Annotated in this window: 18 protein-coding genes and 1 riboswitch; of the genes, 11 read left to right on the top strand and 7 right to left on the bottom strand. The window is 54.7% G+C overall.

The features are described 5' to 3' along the window. The first annotated feature begins 87 nt into the window (after positions 1 to 87). Both WHJ28_RS12740 and WHJ28_RS12735 read left to right on the top strand, forming a co-directional pair. The gene (locus WHJ28_RS12740) at positions 88 to 705 is read left to right on the top strand and encodes a single-stranded DNA-binding protein (RefSeq protein ID WP_340042453.1); all 618 of its coding nucleotides are present in this window, start codon (positions 88 to 90) and stop codon (positions 703 to 705) included. Positions 706 to 782: 77 nt separating this feature from the next. Further along, on the top strand, positions 783 to 1,463 hold the full coding sequence (locus tag WHJ28_RS12735; protein ID WP_340042452.1) for a TIGR00266 family protein: 681 nt from the start codon (positions 783 to 785) through the stop codon (positions 1,461 to 1,463). A 325-nt stretch (positions 1,464 to 1,788) separates the two neighbouring features. Here the strand turns inward: WHJ28_RS12735 and WHJ28_RS12730 are convergent, their stop codons facing one another. The 7 genes from WHJ28_RS12730 to WHJ28_RS12700 all read right to left on the bottom strand — a co-directional run bounded on the left by WHJ28_RS12730 (position 1,789) and on the right by WHJ28_RS12700 (position 8,858). Next, complete coding sequence (locus WHJ28_RS12730) at positions 1,789 to 2,619, bottom strand: class I SAM-dependent methyltransferase (RefSeq protein WP_340042451.1); 831 nt, start codon at positions 2,617 to 2,619, stop codon at positions 1,789 to 1,791. Continuing rightward, positions 2,616 to 3,410, bottom strand: coding sequence for an ATP-binding cassette domain-containing protein (locus WHJ28_RS12725; protein WP_340042450.1), 795 nt, complete (start codon positions 3,408 to 3,410; stop codon positions 2,616 to 2,618). The genes WHJ28_RS12730 and WHJ28_RS12725 overlap by 4 nt, the downstream gene beginning before the upstream one ends. Then, complete coding sequence (locus WHJ28_RS12720) at positions 3,403 to 4,344, bottom strand: ABC transporter ATP-binding protein (RefSeq protein WP_340042449.1); 942 nt, start codon at positions 4,342 to 4,344, stop codon at positions 3,403 to 3,405. The genes WHJ28_RS12725 and WHJ28_RS12720 overlap by 8 nt, the downstream gene beginning before the upstream one ends. A 2-nt stretch (positions 4,345 to 4,346) precedes the next feature. Next, complete coding sequence (locus tag WHJ28_RS12715) at positions 4,347 to 5,183, bottom strand: ABC transporter permease (RefSeq protein ID WP_340042448.1); 837 nt, start codon at positions 5,181 to 5,183, stop codon at positions 4,347 to 4,349. Next, positions 5,180 to 6,133 (bottom strand): ABC transporter permease, encoded by a 954-nt coding sequence (locus WHJ28_RS12710; RefSeq protein ID WP_340042447.1) that lies wholly within the window; start codon positions 6,131 to 6,133, stop codon positions 5,180 to 5,182. Before WHJ28_RS12710 ends, WHJ28_RS12715 begins: the two co-directional genes overlap by 4 nt. A gap of 82 nt (positions 6,134 to 6,215) precedes the next feature. Next, the gene (locus WHJ28_RS12705) at positions 6,216 to 7,802 is read right to left on the bottom strand and encodes an ABC transporter substrate-binding protein (RefSeq protein ID WP_340042446.1); all 1,587 of its coding nucleotides are present in this window, start codon (positions 7,800 to 7,802) and stop codon (positions 6,216 to 6,218) included. Between the two features lie 78 nt (positions 7,803 to 7,880). Further along, the gene (locus WHJ28_RS12700; RefSeq protein ID WP_340042445.1) at positions 7,881 to 8,858 is read right to left on the bottom strand and encodes a homing endonuclease associated repeat-containing protein; all 978 of its coding nucleotides are present in this window, start codon (positions 8,856 to 8,858) and stop codon (positions 7,881 to 7,883) included. Between the two features lie 94 nt (positions 8,859 to 8,952). Further along, positions 8,953 to 9,176: riboswitch (cobalamin riboswitch) on the bottom strand. A gap of 1,345 nt (positions 9,177 to 10,521) precedes the next feature. Here WHJ28_RS12700 and WHJ28_RS12695 point away from each other — a divergent pair. The 9 genes from WHJ28_RS12695 to WHJ28_RS12660 all read left to right on the top strand — a co-directional run bounded on the left by WHJ28_RS12695 (position 10,522) and on the right by WHJ28_RS12660 (position 21,369). Then, positions 10,522 to 12,513: a DUF4118 domain-containing protein gene (locus WHJ28_RS12695; RefSeq protein ID WP_340042444.1), complete on the top strand. Its 1,992-nt coding sequence runs from the start codon at positions 10,522 to 10,524 to the stop codon at positions 12,511 to 12,513. Positions 12,514 to 12,601: 88 nt separating this feature from the next. Beyond that, positions 12,602 to 12,733 (top strand): hypothetical protein, encoded by a 132-nt coding sequence (locus WHJ28_RS12690; protein ID WP_340042443.1) that lies wholly within the window; start codon positions 12,602 to 12,604, stop codon positions 12,731 to 12,733. Continuing rightward, positions 12,720 to 12,830, top strand: a complete 111-nt coding sequence (gene kdpF, locus WHJ28_RS16550; protein WP_425461141.1) for a K(+)-transporting ATPase subunit F — start codon at positions 12,720 to 12,722, stop codon at positions 12,828 to 12,830. The genes WHJ28_RS12690 and kdpF overlap by 14 nt, the downstream gene beginning before the upstream one ends. Before the next feature lie 31 nt (positions 12,831 to 12,861). After that, positions 12,862 to 14,622 (top strand): potassium-transporting ATPase subunit KdpA, encoded by a 1,761-nt coding sequence (locus WHJ28_RS12685; RefSeq protein ID WP_340042442.1) that lies wholly within the window; start codon positions 12,862 to 12,864, stop codon positions 14,620 to 14,622. 16 nt (positions 14,623 to 14,638) lie between these two features. After that, complete coding sequence (kdpB, locus tag WHJ28_RS12680; RefSeq protein WP_340042441.1) at positions 14,639 to 16,690, top strand: potassium-transporting ATPase subunit KdpB; 2,052 nt, start codon at positions 14,639 to 14,641, stop codon at positions 16,688 to 16,690. Positions 16,691 to 16,705: 15 nt separating this feature from the next. Then, entirely contained in the window at positions 16,706 to 17,380 is a 675-nt protein-coding gene (gene kdpC / locus WHJ28_RS12675; RefSeq protein WP_340042440.1) for a potassium-transporting ATPase subunit KdpC, read from the top strand. Between the two features lie 192 nt (positions 17,381 to 17,572). After that, positions 17,573 to 17,767 carry a hypothetical protein gene (locus WHJ28_RS12670; protein WP_340042439.1) on the top strand — a complete coding sequence of 65 codons (195 nt, stop codon included), beginning with the start codon at positions 17,573 to 17,575 and terminating at the stop codon, positions 17,765 to 17,767. A 265-nt stretch (positions 17,768 to 18,032) separates the two neighbouring features. Next, positions 18,033 to 20,672: an ATP-binding protein gene (locus tag WHJ28_RS12665; RefSeq protein ID WP_340042438.1), complete on the top strand. Its 2,640-nt coding sequence runs from the start codon at positions 18,033 to 18,035 to the stop codon at positions 20,670 to 20,672. Then, positions 20,665 to 21,369, top strand: a complete 705-nt coding sequence (locus WHJ28_RS12660; RefSeq protein WP_340042437.1) for a response regulator — start codon at positions 20,665 to 20,667, stop codon at positions 21,367 to 21,369. The genes WHJ28_RS12665 and WHJ28_RS12660 overlap by 8 nt, the downstream gene beginning before the upstream one ends. Positions 21,370 to 21,450 lie beyond the last annotated feature (81 nt).

Below are 21,450 nucleotides of genomic sequence, written 5' to 3'. Positions count from 1 at the left end.
GTCAACCGCTGTCCACGTTCTGTCGGCATAGTGGGGGACAAACCCGCATATAGATGCCACAGCTACCAAAAACAGGCGGGAGTGTGGATGGATATGCAGACAGGATGGAATGAAAACAGGGCGCTGCTCCGGGGGACCGTTGCGGCGGACCCGGTGTGGTCCCATGAGACCCACGGCGTGGTATATGAAACCTTTCCGCTCACGGTACTCCGGCTGTCCGGATCGGAGGACACCATCAACGTCATTGCGCCCAAAGAGCTGCTGGAGGAGCATCCGGTGAGGACGGGGACGCCGGTGGAGGTGGAGGGGGAGGTACGCTCCTTCAACAACAAAAGCGGCACCGGCAGCAAGCTGGTCATCACCCTGCACGCCAAGAGCATCAAGCCGGGGGAGGGGCCCAATGAGAACCGGCTCACTCTGGCCGGGGTGCTGTGCAAGCCGCCGGTATTCCGGCGCACCCCTCTGGGCCGGGAGATCTGCGATCTCATGCTGGCAGTAAACCGGAAGTATGGCCGGGCGGACTATCTGCCCTGCATCTCCTGGGGGGCGCTGGCCCGCTGCTGCGGCGAGCTGGAGGTAGGGGACGGGGTGCGGCTGGAGGGCCGCCTCCAGAGCCGGGCCTATACCAAGCTGGAGAACGGCCAGAGCCGTCAGCGCACCGCCTTCGAGGTATCGGTGATGCGGCTGGAGGGGGTGGAGACATAAGAAGAAAAGCGGCTTGCATACCGCTGCAGCCTATCGTATACTTGCCTTGGAGACCCATTAAATAAGGAGGCGATGGTATGCAGTATGAGATCAAGGGAGAGCCCATGCCGGTGGTGATCTGTCAGGTGGCTGCCGGTGAGTCCATGATCACCGAGCGGGGTTCCATGGTGTGGATGTCCCCCAATATGGAGATGTCTACCGGCGCAGGCGGCCTGGGCAAGGCCTTTGGACGGATGTTTTCCGGCGACTCCATCTTCCAGAATACATACACGGCGGTGGGCGGTCCGGGCATGATTGCCTTTGGTGCCAGCCTGCCCGGCACCATTCGGGCCATTCCCATTGACCCGGACCACCCGGTCATCGTACAAAAGCGGGGCTTTCTGGCCTCTGAGCAGGGGGTGGAGCTGTCCATTCACTTCCAGAAGAAGATGAAAACCGGCCTTTTTGGCGGTGAGGGCTTTATCATGCAGAAGCTGTCCGGTCATGGTATGGCTTTTGTGGAGCTGGATGGCTCGGTGGTGGAATACGAGCTGAGACCGGGACAGAGCATCGTTGTGGATACCGGCAACCTGGCCATGATGGACGCCACCTGCTCTATCGACGTACAGATGATCAAGGGTGTGAAAAATATGCTCTTCGGCGGTGAGGGCCTGTTCAATACGGTGGTCACCGGCCCCGGTAAGGTGACCCTCCAAACCATGCCGGTCACCGGCCTGGCCGCCGCTCTGATCCCCTTCCTGCCCAGCGGCAGCAACTGAGTCCGGCACAGATCAGACAAAGGGCTGCATGGGGGTGGGAGTCAATTCCTGGCGAAATCGTCCTCCCATTCCCTATGAGAAGTGCTGTTTCCAAGGCTCATGTCCTCGGGACTGACGGGCTTTAAACTTATTCCATCGTCTGTGGACGACGGAACGCTGAGAGGCTCTTGCGGCATAAATTACAAAATGCAATTTATTGACAGACTAAAATGCCGCCCGAATGGGCGGCATTTTTAACAAAAGGCTGCATGGCGGCAGATACAAAGGCAGATTTGGACCGTGACACACCCGGATGCACACAGGAAAAGGAGCGGCCGCACATAGTTTAATGATTTGGCGTCCACCACACCACACCGCTGTGATATTTTGCCGTGGCCTGCCAACTGCCATTGGGCATCTGCGTGAAGTGACGGCACAGGATGGCTCTGGCGGTATCAGGATCCACTGTTCCGGGAGTACAGCGGACACACTCTCCCTGCACCAAAGCATCCGTATCAGGATAGGAGAGCAGCTTTTCAAAGGGAAGCACCGCGACGTTGGGGTCGATGCCCATCTGGTAGAGCACGCCCACAAAGTAGATATAATCTTTCCACTCCCAGTGGATCTGTCCGCCTGCGGCATTCAATTCATGGATCCAGGCAGGGGCAAGACCGGTATTCATGCCCACCACGCACAGCCTGTTTGCAGCCTGGTCCATTCTGCGGAAGCAGTCCACCAGGTCAGCCTGGCGGTAGAAGCAGTTGTATCCAAAGACCAGGTCAAATCGCTTTTCAGGCGTAAAGGTTTCCCATTTGGCGTGGAAGGCGGAGATATTGTTTTGACCATGCGCAGCACCTGCCTGGAGGACAAAATCCAGTACGTCCCGGGAGATATCCACACAGGCCACCTCCCGGCAGAGTTTTGCCAGGGTCAGGGTATAGCTGGCCCAGCCGGGCCCCAGTTCCAGCGCAGTCTCCACCCTGTGGGTGCGCAGCAGAGGACGCAGGTAATCCAGGACCTGAAGGGCGGAGGGCTCAGGAGCATAGATTTTTTTTTGGATAAACTCCCGCCAAAAGGTTTGCTCTGCCTCGTCATCTGTCATTCGCGGCGATGTGCTTGCCGCCACCTGTTCCGCCCACTGCCGGGCAAAGTCAGGCAGTGGTACGCGTTCTCTCATGACTGTGCGCCTCCCTCCCAATGGGTATAGGAATAGAGCAGTTCTTTGGTATAGGGGTGAACAGGGGCTTCCAACACCTGCTCCCGGCTTCCCACTTCCACCAGCCGCCCCTTCTGCATGACGCCGATGGTATGGCTGATCCATCCCAGCAATTCAATATCATGGGTAATATAGAGGTAGGTCAGTCCCAGCTCCTGCTGGAGGTCCCGCAGCAGGTTCATGATGCTGGCCTGCACCGATACATCCAGCATGGAGGTAGGCTCATCCAGCAAAAGTACCTCCGGCTCCAGCAGCAGGGCCCGGCAGATCACCAGCCGCTGACCTTCGCCACCGCTGATTTGGTGGGGATAGCGGGAGAGAAGATAGTCGGGCAGGCCCACCTGCCTGAGCGTTTTCTGGATTTTAGCCATGCGTTCCTCTTTGCTGCTGCCCAGGTGGTGGATGGCCATGGCCTCCAGCAGACTGTTACGGATATGGATGGAGGGGTCCAGAGAGGCCTCTGGATTCTGAAAGATGATCTGTACCCGCCGGTGGTAGCTTTTGCATTGCTTTCGGTCAAAGCCGGCAATATCCTTGCCTTCAAACCGGATGGACCCGCTGGTGGGGCGCAGGACACGGGTGATCATACGGGACAAAGTGGTCTTGCCGCATCCACTGTTGCCCACCAGCCCAAAGGTTTTCCCCCGCTCCAGGACAAAACTGACCTCATCCACCGCCCGGGTGGTGTGGGTTTGGAAGATGCCGCTGGTAAAAATACGACTGACCCCATCCAGTTCCAGTATGTTATTCATAGAGGAAGCACCTCACTTTCCCGCCTGCCGGAAGCGGATAATCGTCCGGCTTTTCCCTGCCGCACCGGGCTGTGGCTCTGGAGCAGCGGGGATAAAAGGGACAGCCGCTGTGGGTCAGCCGTTCAGGGGCCGGTGGAGGGATGGGAACCATCCCCTGGCTGGGCAGTGAGCGGATCAGACCGGCGGTGTAGGGGTGGCGGGGCCGCTCCATAACCTCCTCCGCCGTACCCTGCTCGATAATCTGCCCCATATAAAGTACCCGGATATCATCGCACAGCTGCTGCGCCAGGGCCAGATCATGGGTAATGACGATCATGCTGCAGTGGCGCTCCGTGTAAATCTGGCGGAGTACCGAATATACCTGGTTTCGAATTACTGCGTCCAGCCCTTTGGTGGGTTCATCCGCAATGACCCAGCCCGGGCGGCAGGCCAGCCCCAGAGCGGATACCAGACGCTGGTTCATGCCGCCGCTCATTTGAAAGGCGTACTGGTTCAGGGTACGCTCCGGCTCCTCAAACCCAAACTGGCGGAGCAGTTGGGCGGCCTGGATCTCCGCCTGCTTCCGACTCCATTTGCCGTGGGTGGTGATGGCTTCCGTCAGCTGGCGGCGGAGCTTCATCACAGGATCCAGAGAAGCGCCGGGATTCTGCGGGATGAGGCCGATGGCACCGCCCCGCAGCTTGCGCAGCTGCCGCAGCGGCATGGAATAGAGTTCATGCTCACCAAAAAAGCACTTTCCTGTTACCCGGGCGGTGTTGGGAAGCAGGCGCAGCAGGGACATGCCCATTATGCTCTTGCCGCTGCCGCTCTCCCCAATGACCCCCGAGATTCGCCCGGCCCGAAAGGTGGTGGACAGGTCGTTGACGGCGCACACCGGGCCTTGCGCGGTGTCAAAGCACACCGAAAGGTGCTGAATTTCAATGTCTGGTACCATGCTCACAGCTCCTTCACCGAATCCTGCTTCACGTCCAGCCGGTCCCGCAAAATATCCCCCAGCAGGTTGATGGACAGGGTGAGCAGGATAATGCACAGCCCCGGGGCCCACAGCAAATGGGGGGCGCTGCGGAAGTACCGGCGGGCGGTACCGCTGACCATCTCGCCCCAGTCCGGGGTGGGGGGCTGGATGCCAAGCCCCAGATAGCTCAGGCCGGCCACAGACAGCACCACCCGACCCAGCCGGGTGGTAAACTGGAGAATGACATTGGTGCGGATGTTGGGCAGTACATGCCGCAGGACGATACGGAGGTGACCCGCGCCCAGACAGCGCATACCCTCGATATACATCTCGCCTTTGACCTTCATGACCTCTCCCCGCACCAGACGGGAAAACCCCACCCAGGAGGTAATGACCAGGGCGAGAATTATGCTTTTGCTGTTCCGCTCCAGAATGCCGACCAGGGCGATCATCAGCACCATGCCGGGCAAGCCCTGGAAGATATTGGAGATTGCGGTGATCACGCTGTCTATAATCCCTCCGCAGTAGCCGGAAATGACGCCAATGACCAGGCCCACAAGCATAGAGCAGGCGGTGGCAGCCACAGCCAGCAGCAAAGAGGCCCGGCCGCCGTAAATGACACGGCTGAGTACGTCCCGGCCCAGGGCATCGGTTCCAAGAGGGTGGGCCCGGCAGGGAGACAGCAGACGGAGGTCCATGTTGACCTCCAGGGGATCATAGGGGGACAGCCAGGGGGCAAATATCGTCATCAGAACGATAGCCAGGAGAATGGAGCAGACAATGGTCAGCTGGAAATTCTGTTTTTTGCGTCTGGTCATACTTCTCCCCCCTGCAGACGGATTTTGGGGTTCACCGCAAGATAGAGCAAATCAATGGCAAGTGTGATGAGTACAAAGGTGGTGCCGGTTATGAGTACATATCCCTGAATGACGGGATAGTCCCGGTTCTGAATGGCGGAGAGCACATAGCTGCCCAGACCGGGAATGGCAAATATATTCTCAATGATCGTACTTCCGCCTAAAATCCCGCCGAAATAGTTGCCGATTAGGGTGATAATGGGAACCAGGGAGTTCCGGAAGGCGTGGGCCACCATTACCGTCCGCTGCGAGAGGCCTTTGGCATTGGCCACCACGATATATTGCTCCCCCAGCTGAGCCAGGATATTGCCTCGGGTGAAGCGGGACGTAGAGCCTACGTTCCCCGCAGCCAGGGCTGCGGCAGGGAGTACCAAAGAGGCCAGGCCCCGGTCCAGTCCGCTGGTGGGCAGCAGATGGAGCCACTCGGCAAATACAGTGATGAGAAACAGAGCCAGCCAGAAGCCCGGTATGGACAGCAGGAGGGTGGAAAAAACCTTCAGTATGGTATCAAGCCATGTGCCGTGGCAGGCAGCCATGAGCACACCTCCTCCCACACCAAAAACCACAGCCACCAGCAGGGCGGCAAGGGAGACTTTCAGGGTGACGGGCAGCCGGGTCATTAGTTCATGGGCAATGTCTTTGCTGCCGATGTAGGAGCGGCCCAGATCACCATGAAGCGCCTTTCCCAGCCAGGTCATATACTGTACCGGCAGAGGCTTGTCCAGTCCCAGCTCGGTACGCATGGCGGCGCGGTCCTCCTCCGTCGGGAACTCGATACCGATGCGGAACAGGGCGTCATCCACCGGATCGCCGGGCGCGATACGGCCCAGCAGAAAGGCTGCCAAGGAAATGCCCAGCAGCACCGGGATGAGCACCAGCAGCCTGCGGCCAATGTAAGTCAGAATTGCCATGTTCCACCGCCTTTTGAAAATGAGGTTGGTACGGGAAACAAGCCCCCGCCGCAGGACGGGGGCTTGCTTTTGGATATGGGGATCATTTTGCCCAACATACCTGAGTAAAGCCGGTCAGGCCATATACGGTGGCCTGATAGCCGGTGATATCGCTGGAGGAGGCCACCACCTCCTGGGAATAGAGCACAGGGATATTGGGGAAGTCCGCGGCGGAGATCTCCTGGAGTTCCTTGTAGATTTCCGCCAGACGATCGGCGTCCAGACAGGCGGCAGCCTCTTCAATCAGCCCATCCGCATGATCATTGTGGTAACCAAGACCGTAATTGATGTTGGTGCTGCCTTCCGTATGCAAGAAGCCCTTAAACAGGGAGAAGGGGTTGGCGGAGGGGAGACCCTGGATCTTCAGACACATATTATAGTTGCCCGCCTTCATCTCATCCTTGCAGGGACCCCAATCCATCTGCTGGATGCTGACCTTGATGTTGGTGCCCTCGATGTTCTCCAGAAGAGCCTGAATATACTCGGCCTCTTCCTGGTAGGGGTAGCGGTTGGCGTCCACGCCGGGCAGCAGGAAGCGCAGCTCCACCGCCTGGTCCCCAACCACCTCGCGGATCAGCTGGGCGCCCTTCTCAGGGTCGTGGCGGACGGGCTGTTCCGCAAAAAAGGCAGAGGTGTAGCTCAGAAAACCGCCGGCGGCGAGGCCGTAACCGTTATAAAAGCTGTCAATGATGGTCTGGCGGTCCAGCAGCAGAGACAGCCCCTCCCGCATCCGCACATCATTGAAGGGGAAGGCGCCGCCGTTGACATTGAGGAAGTGGGTGATGCCGGAGTCGCCCACAGACACATTGTAGGCCGGGTCGTCGGCAATTTCCGCAGCCTGGGCGGGGGAGATGGCGCCCAGGTCGCACAGGCCCTGGACCTCGCCGGCCCGCAGAGCGGTATAGCGGGTCTCCGCATCAGGGATGACTTTAAAGCGGAAGGTCTGAGCAATGCCGGGGGTGCCCCAGTAATTGTCGCTGCGCTCAATGATACAATACTGGCCCAGCACGTTTTCCGTCACCACATAGGGACCGGTGCCGATGGGAAAGCCGTTAAAGGTGCCGTCCTGGGCAAAGCAGGCAGGTTCAAAGATGGCCGAGCCGTAGTTGACCATGGTATAGTCCAGCAGGGGCTGACCTTCGGAAAGGGTGAGTACCACGGTATAGTCGTCGGTCTTCTCATAAGACAGCAGGCCAGGGTAGATGGTGTCGATGTTCATGCCGTAGAAGGAGGATTCAAAGGGGCCCTTCTTCATGCGGTCGAAATTGGCCAGCACGATGTCGGCGTTGAAGGGGGTACCATTGGAGAAGGTCACGCCCTGCCGCAGGTGGAAGGTCCATACGGTGGAGTCCTCATTGTGCTCCCATTCGGTGGCCAGAGCAGGTGCGGGCTTGCCGTGCTCGTCCTTGGTGATCAGGGGTTCCCACACCCCCAGGGACATGGAGGCGTAGTAGGCGTCCTGCTCGCCGGGACACTGATCCCTGGAGGCGGCAAAAACGATTTCTCGAGTCTGATCCACCCCGGTGGCAGGCGCCTCTGAGCCAACAGGCGCAGGAGTTCCGCCGCAGGCGGCCAGGGACAGCGCCAGCACAGCGCCCAACAGTGCGGATAAGAGTCGCTTGTTCTTCATCATGGTTCTCCCTTTCTTCTGCTGTCAGATTGATGGAAACGCACAGCATACCTGCGCGATATTCCCAATGTAAAGGCTTCACGCCTGAAGTCCCAACTGGAATAGGGCGTTGGACCAGGAACCGCAGGACTCCTGTAATCGCCTGCGGACCTCCGGTGGTACTTCCCGGCGACGGGGAGGACGCCCCAGCTTTTCTGCCATGGCCCGGATAAAAGCCAGGTCCGCAGCCGTCTTTTGATCCAGATGCAGGATCCGGTAGTGGCAATCATAGAGATCCCCGCGGTGGGTGGCCCTGGAGCGGCTCTCTCCCCTGTGGAGCGGGGTGTTGACAAAGGGGGTGATCCGCCGTACTGGTTCCAGGTCGATCTGGTAGAGGGTATTTCGCCAGGAACCAAAGCGCTGTATAAGCGCTGTTCGCAGTTCGTCTTGTACTTCGCTGCGCAGAGGCGCCCGGTTGAGTTGTTGAGCCAGGACCAGAAGCTGGGCCAGCCGCTGTTTGTCCGCTTCTTCCAGACTGTCAAATTTCCGCAGACCGGCGGCGGCAGCTTCTTCCGCTCCGGCGGCGGTCAGCACCTGACCCCAGGTCTGATATTGCTTTTTTAACTGCTGACCGATCTCGGGCAAGTCTGATGGATGGGGGATTCGTCCCAGCGCCTTTGCGGCTTCTCGTACTTGAGCCAGCAGTGCCTGGATTTCGGACTCCTTTTGCTCCACCCGGGCAAAAGATAGACCGCCCCGTCCAGCTGCGCGGTTCAGGCCCGCTGCCCGCAGCGCGCCCGGCCAGTTATGAAAACGGCTGCGCAGATATTCCCGCAAGAGCCAGTGGACCTCACCTTGGGCGGGTGAGTGCCCCAGATCCTTTGCAGTTTCCCGCAGCAGCTCCAACAGCGCATCATCAGAGAAGGCGGCGCAGAGCGCTTTTCCCTGGGGGGTATTTATAGAATAACAGGCGTACTGCGCTTCAGATTCTTCCTGAGAGGAGCATCCGGCCCGAATCAGGTCGATTACCATGGATTTCTGGTCTGCCAGCTGGTCGCGGGAACGGTTCATCTCCATATATCTTCCCTCTTTTCCGCAAAAGCGGCTGTGGATCGTTAGAATCCACAGCCGCTTTTCTGTGTGTGCAGCCACCGGGTGCGGCGTCCCGCACGCGGCGTATCCTCTTTTTGTAGGTCTTCTGACTTGCGCTTGGGACAGGATCTTCCTGCCTTCGCCGGTCTGCTCTGCCTTCTCAGGGTACGTCCCCAATGGCGAACTTTCGTTGACGAGCAGCGGACATCACGCATACAGCGGCGGTTACCGTCCGGGATTCTCACCCGATTCCCTTGTTCAGCCTCCATCTTCTGAAAGGCCACAAAAAGCTTGATTGAAAATAAAAAGTGCGGTCTTTCCATTTTGGAAAGACCGCACTTTTACAAAACAGCCTACGATTCCCCAAAAGGTGCCACTTGATGTACGATCACTGCCGGCTGACGTCTCATGACGAATACGGCCTCCGCGCCGGATTCCCACCGGCTTATGACAAAGAGCACCTGTTTCCAACAAGTTTCTCATCGTATCTGCAATATTTTAATTGTTAGAATTTATTATACTGCATTGCACGGTACATTGCAAGCATGATTCTATGTGAACTGCCAAAAGCTTGCAGAAAACTCCGTGCACCCTCTGCCGTTGGAAGTCCGGCAGGCTGCCTGTCCCGCTGATGTTGGTTTATAACACCTTTCGTATCTTAAAGTTCCTGGAGCTGAAGAAAGAATGTGTGCGTCTGGACAGACTGCATTTTGGTGTGGTTGTCAGCAAAACGGGGAACGGCCTGAGGAAAGGTCTCATTTCCGGCAAGGCGCTGCCGTTCTACAAAGCGTGATGGGAAGGCGTTCCGTGTGGATATCTGCTCCACACGCCACACAGCACAAAAAAGCAGGAGATACGCTCCTTGCGGAACGATCTCCTGCTTCATTAGGCTTTTGTCTTCGCTTACGATTTTGTTCCTTGTGTGCTCCTTACAGAAGAAAACGGAACACATTTCTGGAACACTCATAGCGCCAAAACCATCCAATTTTCTGTAAAACAGCGTCCAAAGACGTACTGAAAAGCAGGAAAAGGGAAGTGAAATCAGTCGCTTGCTGAACTTCTGCGTCCTGGTGCTGAGCCAGCCCAATATCCGGCCATTTCTTTGCTTTTTTGGCTGATTTTTCGCTTAATACTGCGGTTTTCTGCACATCAGATTCTAATTTTCATCCTCGTGTATGACGCACGAAAACAGGTTTTGCTCCTGATCTGTGCCTTGCGTATCGCTGCCCAGGGCGACGCAGGGCACAGATAAAGAGGCTGCATAAGTTGTGTTGGAAAAATGGACCATTGCTTAATGCCACCCTAAAACTAGAGAAATAAGGCTCATGCACTTTTTATTTCGCGGGCATTGTGATTACCCCATCAAGCCTGTTGATCAGGCTGTTTTGGGAGTATGCCTTTCAATGAAAAGGAGGATGAATGAGAATTCCAGTCCAAAGACAGTGTCGTTGACTTTGCTCCGCCTGTAGGCGTGTGGATGGCCCGTTGAACCGGACGCCAGGTAATGCTGGTGTCCGGCTTTTTATGCCTGAAATATGATCTTTATTCCATCTTAATCTGGCAGACACTTTGTTTATAGTTTCATAGTACCACGCATGATACGATAAAAACAAGATTATCCCAAGAAAATGGTAAAAGGAGAATGTATATGGATCAGACAGAAAGGGACCTGGAATATGCTCCATATAACACAGAGCGCAGAGATTCTCCAGGGCGATTAAAGATATTTTTTGGATATGCAGCAGGTGTGGGAAAGACATACGCCATGCTGGAGGCGGCTCACCAGGCGAAAAAAGAGGGTATCGATGTTGTAGTGGGCTATGTGGAGCGACACGCAAGGCCCGAAACATTAGCGCTGTTGGAGGGGCTGGAGGTTTTGCCCTGTCAGGAGATTGATTATCGAGGGATCAAACTGAAGGAGTTTGACCTGGATCAGGCCTTGCAGCGGAAACCACAGCTCATCCTTGTGGATGAATTGGCACATAACAATGCCCAGGGATGCCGGCACACAAAACGCTATCAAGATGTGGAGGAATTGCTCCAGGCCGGGATCAATGTCTATACCACGGTCAATGTACAGCATCTGGAATCATTGAACGACTTGATATCTTCTATTACGGGGATTGCGGTAAATGAGCGGATTCCAGATCATGTGTTTGACCGGGCCAATCAGGTTGAGCTGGTGGATATTGCGCCCGATGAGCTGGTAAAGCGGCTTCAGACGGGAAAAGTATACCGGGAACGTCAGGCCAGGCAGGCTCTCCAGAACTTTTTTACCACTGAGAATTTAGCTGCACTGCGTGAGATTGCCATGCGGCGGACGGCGGATCAACTAAACCGCACAGCACTACAAGAAGGCAAGGGGAAAAGCGCAAAAGCAGGGGAGCATATTCTGATTTGCTTGTCTTCTGCGCCATCCAACGCCAAGGTGATCCGCACGGCCGCCAGAATGGCAGAAGCCTTTCACAGCGGCTTTACCGCATTGTTTGTGCAGACGCCGGAGACGAAAGAATTATCGGGCGAGAATATCAAGCGGCTGCGCGGCAACCTGCGTCTGGCAGAGCAGCTGGGGGCACAGATTTCTACCGTATATGGTACGGACCCTGCCGTGCAGATCGCGGAATATGCCCGGGTCAGTGGTGTGACAAAGATTATTATGGGGCGTGTCAACCACAAACAAAACGTGATTACAGGGAAAAAAAGCCTGGCAGACCGCTTGATTGAGCTGACGAATCTGGATATCTATATTATCCCGGACCATCAGCCCCTGTACAAAAGGCCGCTGGGGAAACTGCATCTGCCGAAAGCGCGATTTTCCTGGAGAGACACCGGGATCATGCTGGCGGCATGGCTTCTTTCCACAGCGGTTGGATTTGCATTTTATTATGCCGGATTCAGTGAGTCCAATATCATAACCGTTTATATTTTAGGGGTGCTTCTGACTGCGGTTTGGACAGGCAGCCACATTTACGGCGCCATCAATTCGCTTTTCAGCGTTGGTGCGTTTAATTTCTTTTTCACCGTACCGAGATATTCTTTTCAGGCCTATGATCCCAGTTATCCTGTTACTTTTTTGATTATGTTGTTCTCCAGCATGATTGCCAGCTCCTTGGCCAGTCGGGTCAAAGCACAGGCGCGATTGACTTCGGAAAAAAGCTACTACACGGAGCTTCTTCTGGAAAGCAGCCAAAAGCTGCAAAAAGGCAGGACGGAATGGGACTGCCTGCGTCTAACGGCGGAACAGCTCAGCCGTCTGTTTGACCGCCCGGTCGTGTATGCGGTGAATGGCACGGAACAGGAATTGGCGTTTCGGATCGAACCGAGCGATGAAGCAACGGTTTTGGCAGGCCTGAGTTCGGAAGAGATCGGAGTAGCCAAGTGGGTACAGAAGAACAATAAGCACGCCGGAGCGACTACCAATACACTGCCGGATTCAAAGTGGCTGTTTTTGTCTGTTAGAGGCACACATGGTGTTATGGGTATCGTGGGAATCCCGATGGTTGGATACTCCATTCCGGATGCGTTTGAAAAGAACCTGATGATTGCCATACTGAGCGAATGCGGCCTGAGCCAGGAACGTATCCGGTTGGAGGACGAGCGAAACAGGGCGGCCATCCAGACCCAAAGGGATCAATATTAATCTTCTGTTAATGCCTTTCGACGTTCCTTAATTCCTGCTTATTACATCCTGCGGTATGCTAGGTAAGCAAAACAGGTGGCCTTCTGTTTTGCTGATCAAGAACAGGAAAGGAGCCTTCGATATGATAGATCTGCTTATGGTGGCGACCCTGCTGGCAACGTTTGGGCTGGTTTGGCTTTTGGTGAAGTGGTGCCAAAAGCAGATTGATGCACAAGAGTAACCATTTAGGAGGAACTGCTATGATTCTGCTTGGAATGATTGTCCTGCTGCTGGGCGGCTATCTGGTGTACGCACTGGCACATCCGGATCGATTCTGAAGACGAGGTCACAGTTTAGGAGGAATTTCATATGTTACAACTGGCTTTGACAATTCTCATCTTTTTGATAATTGTCATTCCGGTAGGGCGGTATATGTATCATATCGCCGCAGGAAAGCATACCTTTGCCGATCCGGTGTTTGACCGGGTGGATGGAGTGATTTATAAGATCGGCGGAGTAAATCCCTCAAAGGGAATGAACTGGAAGCAGTATGTTCTGGCTTTGATCGGAACCAATGCGGTGATGATTGGCATCGGGTACCTGATCTTACGGCTCCAGAGTCTGCCGTTCTTTAACCCCAACGGCGTGGAAGGAATGGAGCCTACCCTTTCCTTCAATACCATCATCAGCTTTATGACCAACACCAACCTGCAGCACTACTCCGGTGAGAGCGGCCTGAGCTATCTGTCCCAGATGCTGGTCATTATCTTTATGATGTTTGTCTCTGCAGCCACCGGCTACGCCGCCTGTGTGGCCTTTATCCGCGGGCTGACGGGCAGAACCAAGGACAACGTGGGCAACTTCTTTGTGGATCTGGTGCGCATCACCACCCGCATTCTCATCCCCTTCTCCGTCGTGGGCGGCCTGCTGCTGGTGTGGCAGGGGGTGCCCCAGAACTTTGACGGCAATATCGTGGTCAAGACACTGGAGGGTACTTATCAGGTCATCGCCATGGGCCCCATCGCCGCCCTTGAGATCATCAAGCACCTGGGCACCAACGGCGGCGGCTTCCTGGGCGCCAACTCCAGTACGCCTCTGGAAAACCCCACCATGCTCTCCAACTTGATTGAACTGTACGCCATGATGCTGCTGCCCGGCGCCTGCGTCATTACCTTCGGTAAGATGGTCGGCGACAGCCGCAAGGAGCATTTAAAGTGCCTTGCCCCCGACAATGCGCTTCCTGAGCGCCGGGAGGGTATCACCGCCAGAATCTTTGGCCGTGAGGGCCGGAGCATTTTCCTGGCCATGGGCATCCTGTTCCTGGTGGGCTTGAGCCTGTGCTACTGGTCTGAGAGCCAGGGCAATCCGCTGCTTGCTCAGATTGGACTGGATCAGTCCGCAGGCAGCATGGAGGGCAAGGAGGTCCGTTTCGGTGTTGCCCAGTCGGCCTTGTTCACCACCGTTACCACCTCCTTTACCACCGGTACCGTCAACAATATGCACGATACCCTGACACCTCTGGGCGGCATGGTACCCCTGCTGCACATGATGCTCAACGTGGTCTTTGGCGGCAAGGGCGTGGGCCTCATGAATATGATCCTGTACGCCATTCTGGCCGTGTTTATCTGCGGCCTGATGGTGGGCCGTACCCCTGAGTATCTGGGTAAGAAGATCGAGGGACGTGAGATGAAGCTCACCGCCCTGTGCATCATCATTCACCCCTTCCTGATCCTGACGTTCTCTGCTCTGGCGGTTGCCACCCAGGCTGGCCTGGCGGGTATCACGAACCCCGGCTTCCATGGCTTGAGTCAGGTGCTGTACGAGTACGCCTCCTCCGCAGCCAATAACGGTTCCGGTTTTGAAGGCCTGGCGGACAACACTTATTTCTGGAATATTACTACCGGCCTGGCCATGTTCTTTGGGCGCTATCTGTCTATTGTGATTCAGTTGGCCATTGCAGGTTCTCTTATGAAGAAGAACTATATCAACGAGTCTGCCGGCACCCTGCAGACCAACACCGTCTCCTTCGCGGTGATTCTGGTCTTTGTCGTGTATATCTTTGCCGCGCTGACCTTCTTCCCGGCGCTGGCTCTGGGCCCCATTGCCGAGCATCTGACCATTTGGGGATAAGGAGGATTTTTCAGATATGAGTAAGAAGCAAAACAAGAAGCTGCTGACCCCCGAGATTTTAAAGCAGGCGCTCATCGGTTCCGTCAAGAAGCTGGACCCCCGTTACATGATCAAAAATCCGGTCATGTTTGTCGTGGAAATTGGATTTTTGGTCACGCTGCTGCTGACGTTTGTTCCTACCCTGTTCGGCGGCACGGACACCAGCCTGCGTACTTATAATCTGATCGTATCCATCATCCTGCTGGTGACGGTACTCTTTGCAAACTTTGCAGAGTCTGTGGCGGAAGGACGGGGCAAGGCACAGGCCGCCAGCCTGAAGAAGACCCAGAAGGATACAGAGGCCCATCTGCTGGATGCGGAAGGCAACAAGACCATCGTTTCTTCCAGCCAGCTGAAAAAGGGCGACGTCGTTATGGTGATGGCCGGCGAGGTCATCCCAGGCGACGGCGAAGTCATTGAGGGCATCGCCTCCGTGGATGAGTCCGCCATCACCGGCGAGTCCGCCCCTGTGGTTCGTGAGAGCGGCGGTGACTTTTGCTCTGTCACCGGCGGCACCACCGTGGTGTCCGACTGGCTGAAGATCCGCATTACCTCTGAGCCGGGCAACAGCTTCCTGGACCGCATGATCGCCCTGGTTGAGGGCGCCTCCCGCAAGAAAACCCCCAACGAGATCGCACTGAATACTCTGCTGGTCTCTTTGACCATCATCTTCCTCATTGTCATTGTGACGCTGTACCCCATCGGCGTTTACAGCGGCGTGGAACTGCCGGTCTCTACGCTGATTGCGTTGATGGTCTGTCTGATTCCCACCACCATCGGCGGTCTGCTTTCCGCCATCGGTATTGCCGGTATGGACCGTGTGACCCGCTTTAATGTGATCGCCATGTCCGGTAAGGCGGTTGAAGCCTGCGGCGATGTGGATACCATGATTCTGGATAAGACCGGCACCATCACCTTCGGCAACCGTCTGGCCGCCGACTTCTTCCCTGTGGAGGGAGCCAACCGCGGTGATCTGATCCGCTGCGCCGCGCTGACCAGCCTGCACGATGAAACCCCTGAGGGCAAGTCCACGCTGGAACTGGCCCGCCGCCTGGGCGACACCAGTGAGGAGCAGCCCGGCTCCTCCTTTCTGGAGTTTACCGCACAGACCCGTATGAGCGGTGTGGATCTGCCGGACGGTACCCATGTCCGCAAGGGCGCCTCCGACGCCATTGAGCAGTATGTGAAGGAGCAGGGGGGAAAGATCCCTGCCGATCTGCACACCCGTGTGGAGGAAGTCTCTTCTCTGGGCGGTACGCCCCTGGTGGTTTGCGAGAACAACAAGATCCTGGGCGTCATTTACCTGAAGGACACCGTAAAGCCCGGCATGGCGGAGCGGTTTGAGCGCCTGCGCGCCATTGGCATCAAGACCATCATGTGTACCGGCGATAACCCCCTGACCGCCGCCACCATCGCCAAGGAGGCCGGCGTGGACGGCTTCATCGCCGAGTGTAAGCCCGAGGATAAAATCGGCGTCATTAAAAAGGAGCAGGCTGAGGGCAAGATCGTGGCCATGACCGGCGACGGTACCAATGACGCGCCCGCCCTGGCCCAGGCCAATGTGGGTCTGGCCATGAACTCCGGCACTACCGCCGCCAAGGAAGCGGCCAACATGGTGGATCTGGATTCCGATCCCACCAAGATCCTGGAGGTGGTGGAGATCGGTAAGCAGCTGCTGATTACCCGCGGCTCTCTGACCACCTTCTCCATTGCCAACGACATCGCCAAGTACTTTGCCATTATCCCCGCTATGTTTATGGCCTCCATTCCTCAGCTGGGTGTGCTGAACATCATGAACCTGACCACGGAGTACAGCGCGATCCTGTCTGCGTTGATCTTTAACGCAATGATCATTCCCTGCCTGATCCCTCTGGCCATGAAGGGCGTCAAGTACCGCCCCATGTCCTCTGGCAGGATGCTGGCCCGGAATATGATGATTTATGGCCTGGGCGGCGTGATCACTCCCTTTGTTGGAATCAAGATCATTGATATGATCATTGCGCCTATCCTGCAGACTATGGGCTTCTAAGGAGGTTCCCTTATCATGAATGAAACAACAAGCAGTAAAAAGGCTCTGCACAATGTGCGTCAGGCTGTGGCGGTGACCCTGGTGCTCCTGCTGCTGTGCGGCTTTGTTTTCCCAATCGTGCTCAGCGGCCTGTCTGCCGTGTTTTTCCCCCATCAGGCCAAGGGCAGCCTGGTGACCGCCGACGGTACCGCTGTGGGCGCCGCCAATGTAGGCCAGGATTTTACCGAGCCCTACTTTATGAAGTGCCGTCCCTCTGCCTACCACTACAACACCTATTATGAGGATGAGGAAGGCAACCGATTCTATAATGACGGCAGCGAATTTGCCGGTCTGTCCTCCGGCAGCAATAACTATGCGCCTTCCAACCCCGCCCTTACGGAGCGAGTGGAGGCTGACATCGAGGAGTTCCTGGCTGCCAATCCTGAAATCAGCCGGGAGGAGCTGCCTGCCGACCTGATGACCGCTTCCGGTTCCGGCCTGGATCCCCATGTTTCCCCTGAGGGCGCTCAGGTACAGATCCCCGCTCTTGCGGAGGCCTCAGGCTTGAGTGAGGAGGAGCTGGAGCAGATTGTGGGGGATAACACCACGGGTAAACTGCTTGGCGTCTTTGGCGAAGAGACGGTCAATGTGCTGGGTGTGAACCTGGACATTGCCAAAGCCATGGGCCTGGTGGGCCAGGTGTCCAAGTAAACTCATAGCGCGGAAGACACGGCTGACGATTTGCTTGAAGGACAAAATCAGGCTGTTGTTTGATGTCCGGAGATCTCTCTGAAGGATCAGATGGGTCTCCGGACATTTATTGATTCTTAACCTCACACATATAATCTTTTTCCCAGGTTTAGCTGTTCCGCGCTATGATAACCATGTAAGGGGGAGACAGTTATGTTTGTATGGAAAAAACGTATGTCTCATATGGAAACGCACGTGGATGCCGTTCTGGAAAGGTTTCTCTTTCGACATAAAGTTCTGGGTGTATTGATGATGTTTATTGGGATGCCGCTATTTACATTGGCGGCCGTGTGTGTCTCCACCGCGGCGATCGTGCTGCCCATGGCAATGGCGCTTGGCTGGATATAAACTCAGCCCAGCGCTATTGTTATCTTAATGCCGTCTTAATATACAAGCCGATACATTAATACCTCTTTTAGACTGGATATGGATAATGAGGATATAAAGAACAGATAAAGGCGTATTAAGAGGCGGAGGCTTGTGTGGCAGTTTCTACTCCGGCAGCAGAAGCGGTTTGATGCAGCGCAGCACCGAGCGGAATTTATTCGGAAGTTCTGCGGACAGGAACGATAGGCGTGTGCTATAATACATCTGTTTGAAAGGGGGGGGATCAATGGGTACGAAAATGCTGCCTGACCAGGCTAGAAAACATGGAAAGCTGTCCATTTTTGTGAGCTATTTTTCGGGAACGGGGAAAAGCTATGCCATGCTGGAAGCTGCTGACAGAGCTAGGCAGGCAGGGGTGGACGTAGTCATTGGGTTATTCTCCGCCCATCAGTGGCCTGAAACCAGAGCGTTGGCCGAAACATTTGAGACATTGCCGCACAAATCTGTTGTGTGTGCCGGGCAGACCAGCGATGAGATCGATTTGGATGCCTGCTTAAAGCGCTTGCCGCAGTTGATTTTAATTGATGACTTGTCCCACCTGAACGTGGATGAGTCCCGCCACATGAAGCGCTATCAGGATATTGAGGAACTGCTGAAAGCCGGAGTGGATGTCTATACCACCCTGGATATTCAGCATATTGAAAGCATTCAGGATTCCATCTCCTCTATATTGGAGGCTCCCATACGGGAACGAATTCCGGATCGAATCTTTGACCAAGCGGAACAGGTGGAATTTATCGATATTGAGCCGGAAAAGCTGCAACATCGCCTGTTCCAGCAAAAGAGGGGAGAGCTGATTTCAAACTGCACACTGGAGCGGTTAAGCGCGCTTCGAGAGATCGGCTTGCGCCGCTGTGCCGACCGAGTCGCACTGCACACATCAGCGTCCCAGGGCAAGATGGAGTACCGCACGCGGGAGCATATTTTGGTCTGCCTTTCTTCTGCCCCATCCAATGAAAAGATAATACGTACTGCGGCACGGATGGCAAGCGCCTTTCGGTGCGGCTTTACGGCGTTGTTTGTGGAAACAAAAGAGTTCCAGTGGATATCCCCGCCCAATAAAAAGCGCCTTCAGACCAACATTCATCTGGCACAGCAGCTGGGAGCATCGATTGAGACCGTTTACGGTGATGATGTGGCCTATCAGATTGCTGAGTTTGCGCGGCTGTCAGGAGTTACAAAAATTGTATTGGGCCGCAGCGGTGTGCCCCATGGGCTGCTGTTCCGGAAGGCCTCTTTAACAGAACGTCTGATTGAACTTACTCCGGAACTGGACATCCATATTATTCCAGACAATGGGATGAATGGTCAGCTTGCGGCAAAGCATCGAGAAGCTATGCACATACCCACCATCTCGATGCTGGATTTGCTAAAGAGCGTCCTGATCCTCATTTTAACGACTTTAATAGGGTTTTTATTTGATAATTGGGGATTTACGGAAGCAAACATTATTACCTTGTATATTTTAGGGGTCATGTTGATATCCGTATTCATAAAGAGCTCGGTTTGTAGTTTTATTGCCTCTATCGTCAGTGTGCTGACCTTCAACTTCTTTTTTACCGACCCCCGGTTTTCTTTGCACGCCTATGACAGCGGATATCCGGTCACCTTCCTGGTCATGTTCCTCGCTTCTTTGCTGACCGGATCTCTGGCATCCAGATTAAAGTCTCACGCCAAACGATCTGCTCAAGTCGCATGGCGTACAAAGCTTCTTTTTGAAACAAGCCAGAGCCTTCAAAAGGCTGGAACGCAAGAGGAGATTATCTCTATAACAGCGAAGCAGCTGTTGAAAATATTTCAGCGGGATATGATTACCTATCTGCTTGGGCAGGATCAACTGATAGATCCGGAAGTTTTTCTTGTGAATGATATGGAGTCCTCGGAATGCTATACCTCTGCAAAAGAGCAGGAGGTAGCGCGATGGGTCGTAACCAATAATAAGCGGGCAGGTGCAGGCACGGATAATTTTCCTGATGCCTGCTGTACGTACTTATCCATTCGCACAGGAGAACAGGTATATGGAGTGGTAGGGATCGCCGCATCAGAGAAACCCCTTGATTCGTTTGAGACGAGCATCCTTCTTTCCATTTTAGGGGAGTGTGCCCTTGCCCTTGAAAACCAAAAAAATATTGAGGAAAAAGAAGCTGCTGCGGTTCTTGCCAAAAATGAGCAGCTGCGTGCAAACTTGCTTCGCTCCATTTCCCATGATTTGCGTACCCCGCTGACGTCTATTTCAGGAAATGCCAGCAATCTGCTCTCCAATGGCAATCTGTTCGATACACAGACGAAGGAACAGATGTATACTGACATTTATGATGATGCCATGTGGCTGATTAACCTGGTAGAAAATCTGCTGTCTGTCAGTCGCCTGGAAGAGGGCCGCATGAATCTGCATATGTCTACCGAATTGATTGACGAGGTAGTGGCAGAGGCGCTGCGCCACATCAACCGGAAGAGCGTAGAGTATCACCTAAATGTACAAAGCAGCGAGGAATACATTTTGGCGCAAATTGATGCAAAACTGATTGTTCAGGTTTTGATCAATATTGTTGATAACGCCATCAAGTATACGCCGCCTGGCTCTGAAATTCATATTAGCTGGAAGCAACGGGATGGTTATGTTTATGTTTCCGTTGCAGATAATGGTCCCGGGATTCCGGACAAGGCCAAGCCCCATGTATTTGATATGTTTTACAGCGCGTCCAATCGAATTGCGGACAGCCGTCGCAGTATGGGTTTAGGCCTTGCCTTGTGCAAGTCCATTATCAATGCCCATGGCGGAGAACTTACAGTGACGGACAATGTGCCCCATGGATCTATTTTTACATTTTCCGTACTGGCTGGGGAGGTAGAACTGCATGAATAAACCGTTGATTTTGGTGGTTGAGGATGATACGCCTGTCCGAAACCTGATCACGACAACATTAAAGGCCCACGATTACAGATTCCTGACGGCGGCAAACGGAGAGTCTGCCGTTTTGGAGGCGTCTTCCCATAATCCTGAAATTATCCTTTTGGATTTGGGGCTGCCCGATATGGATGGGGTGGAAGTGATCCATAAAGTTCGTTCTTGGTCTAATATGCCGATCATTGTGATCAGTGCCCGCAGCGAGGATACGGATAAAATCGAAGCGCTGGATGCTGGCGCGGATGACTATTTGACAAAGCCCTTTTCCGTGGAAGAACTGCTTGCCCGGCTGCGGGTCACACAGCGGCGGCTGGCCGCACTGCAGATTGGTACCATAAATACAGACGCCATTTTTACAAATGGTAAGTTAAAGGTGGACTATGCAGCAGGCTGTGCTTTTCTGGATGGACAAGAGCTTCACCTCACCCCCAGCGAGTATAAGCTGCTGTGCCTGCTTTGCAAGAATGTGGGAAAAGTGCTGACCCACACATTCATTACCCAACAGATTTGGGGAAGAAGTTGGGAAAACGATGTAGCTTCACTTCGTGTCTTTATGGCAACGCTTCGTAAGAAACTGGAGAAGGAACCGGGCTCACCGCAGTATATTCAGACTCACATTGGGGTTGGATATCGCATGATGAGAGTGGAACAGTAAACAGGAGGCACCCATTCTTAACTGAATGGGTGCCTCCTGTTTGTGTTTAAAGCATAAAAAAGCAGGAGATACGTTCCTTAC

This window comes from Flavonifractor porci, from assembly GCF_037572415.1.
GTDB lineage: Bacteria > Bacillota > Clostridia > Oscillospirales > Oscillospiraceae > Flavonifractor > Flavonifractor porci.
The sequence above is the reverse complement of the archived record's forward strand: the minus strand, read 5'-3'. Positions and strand labels throughout refer to the sequence as shown.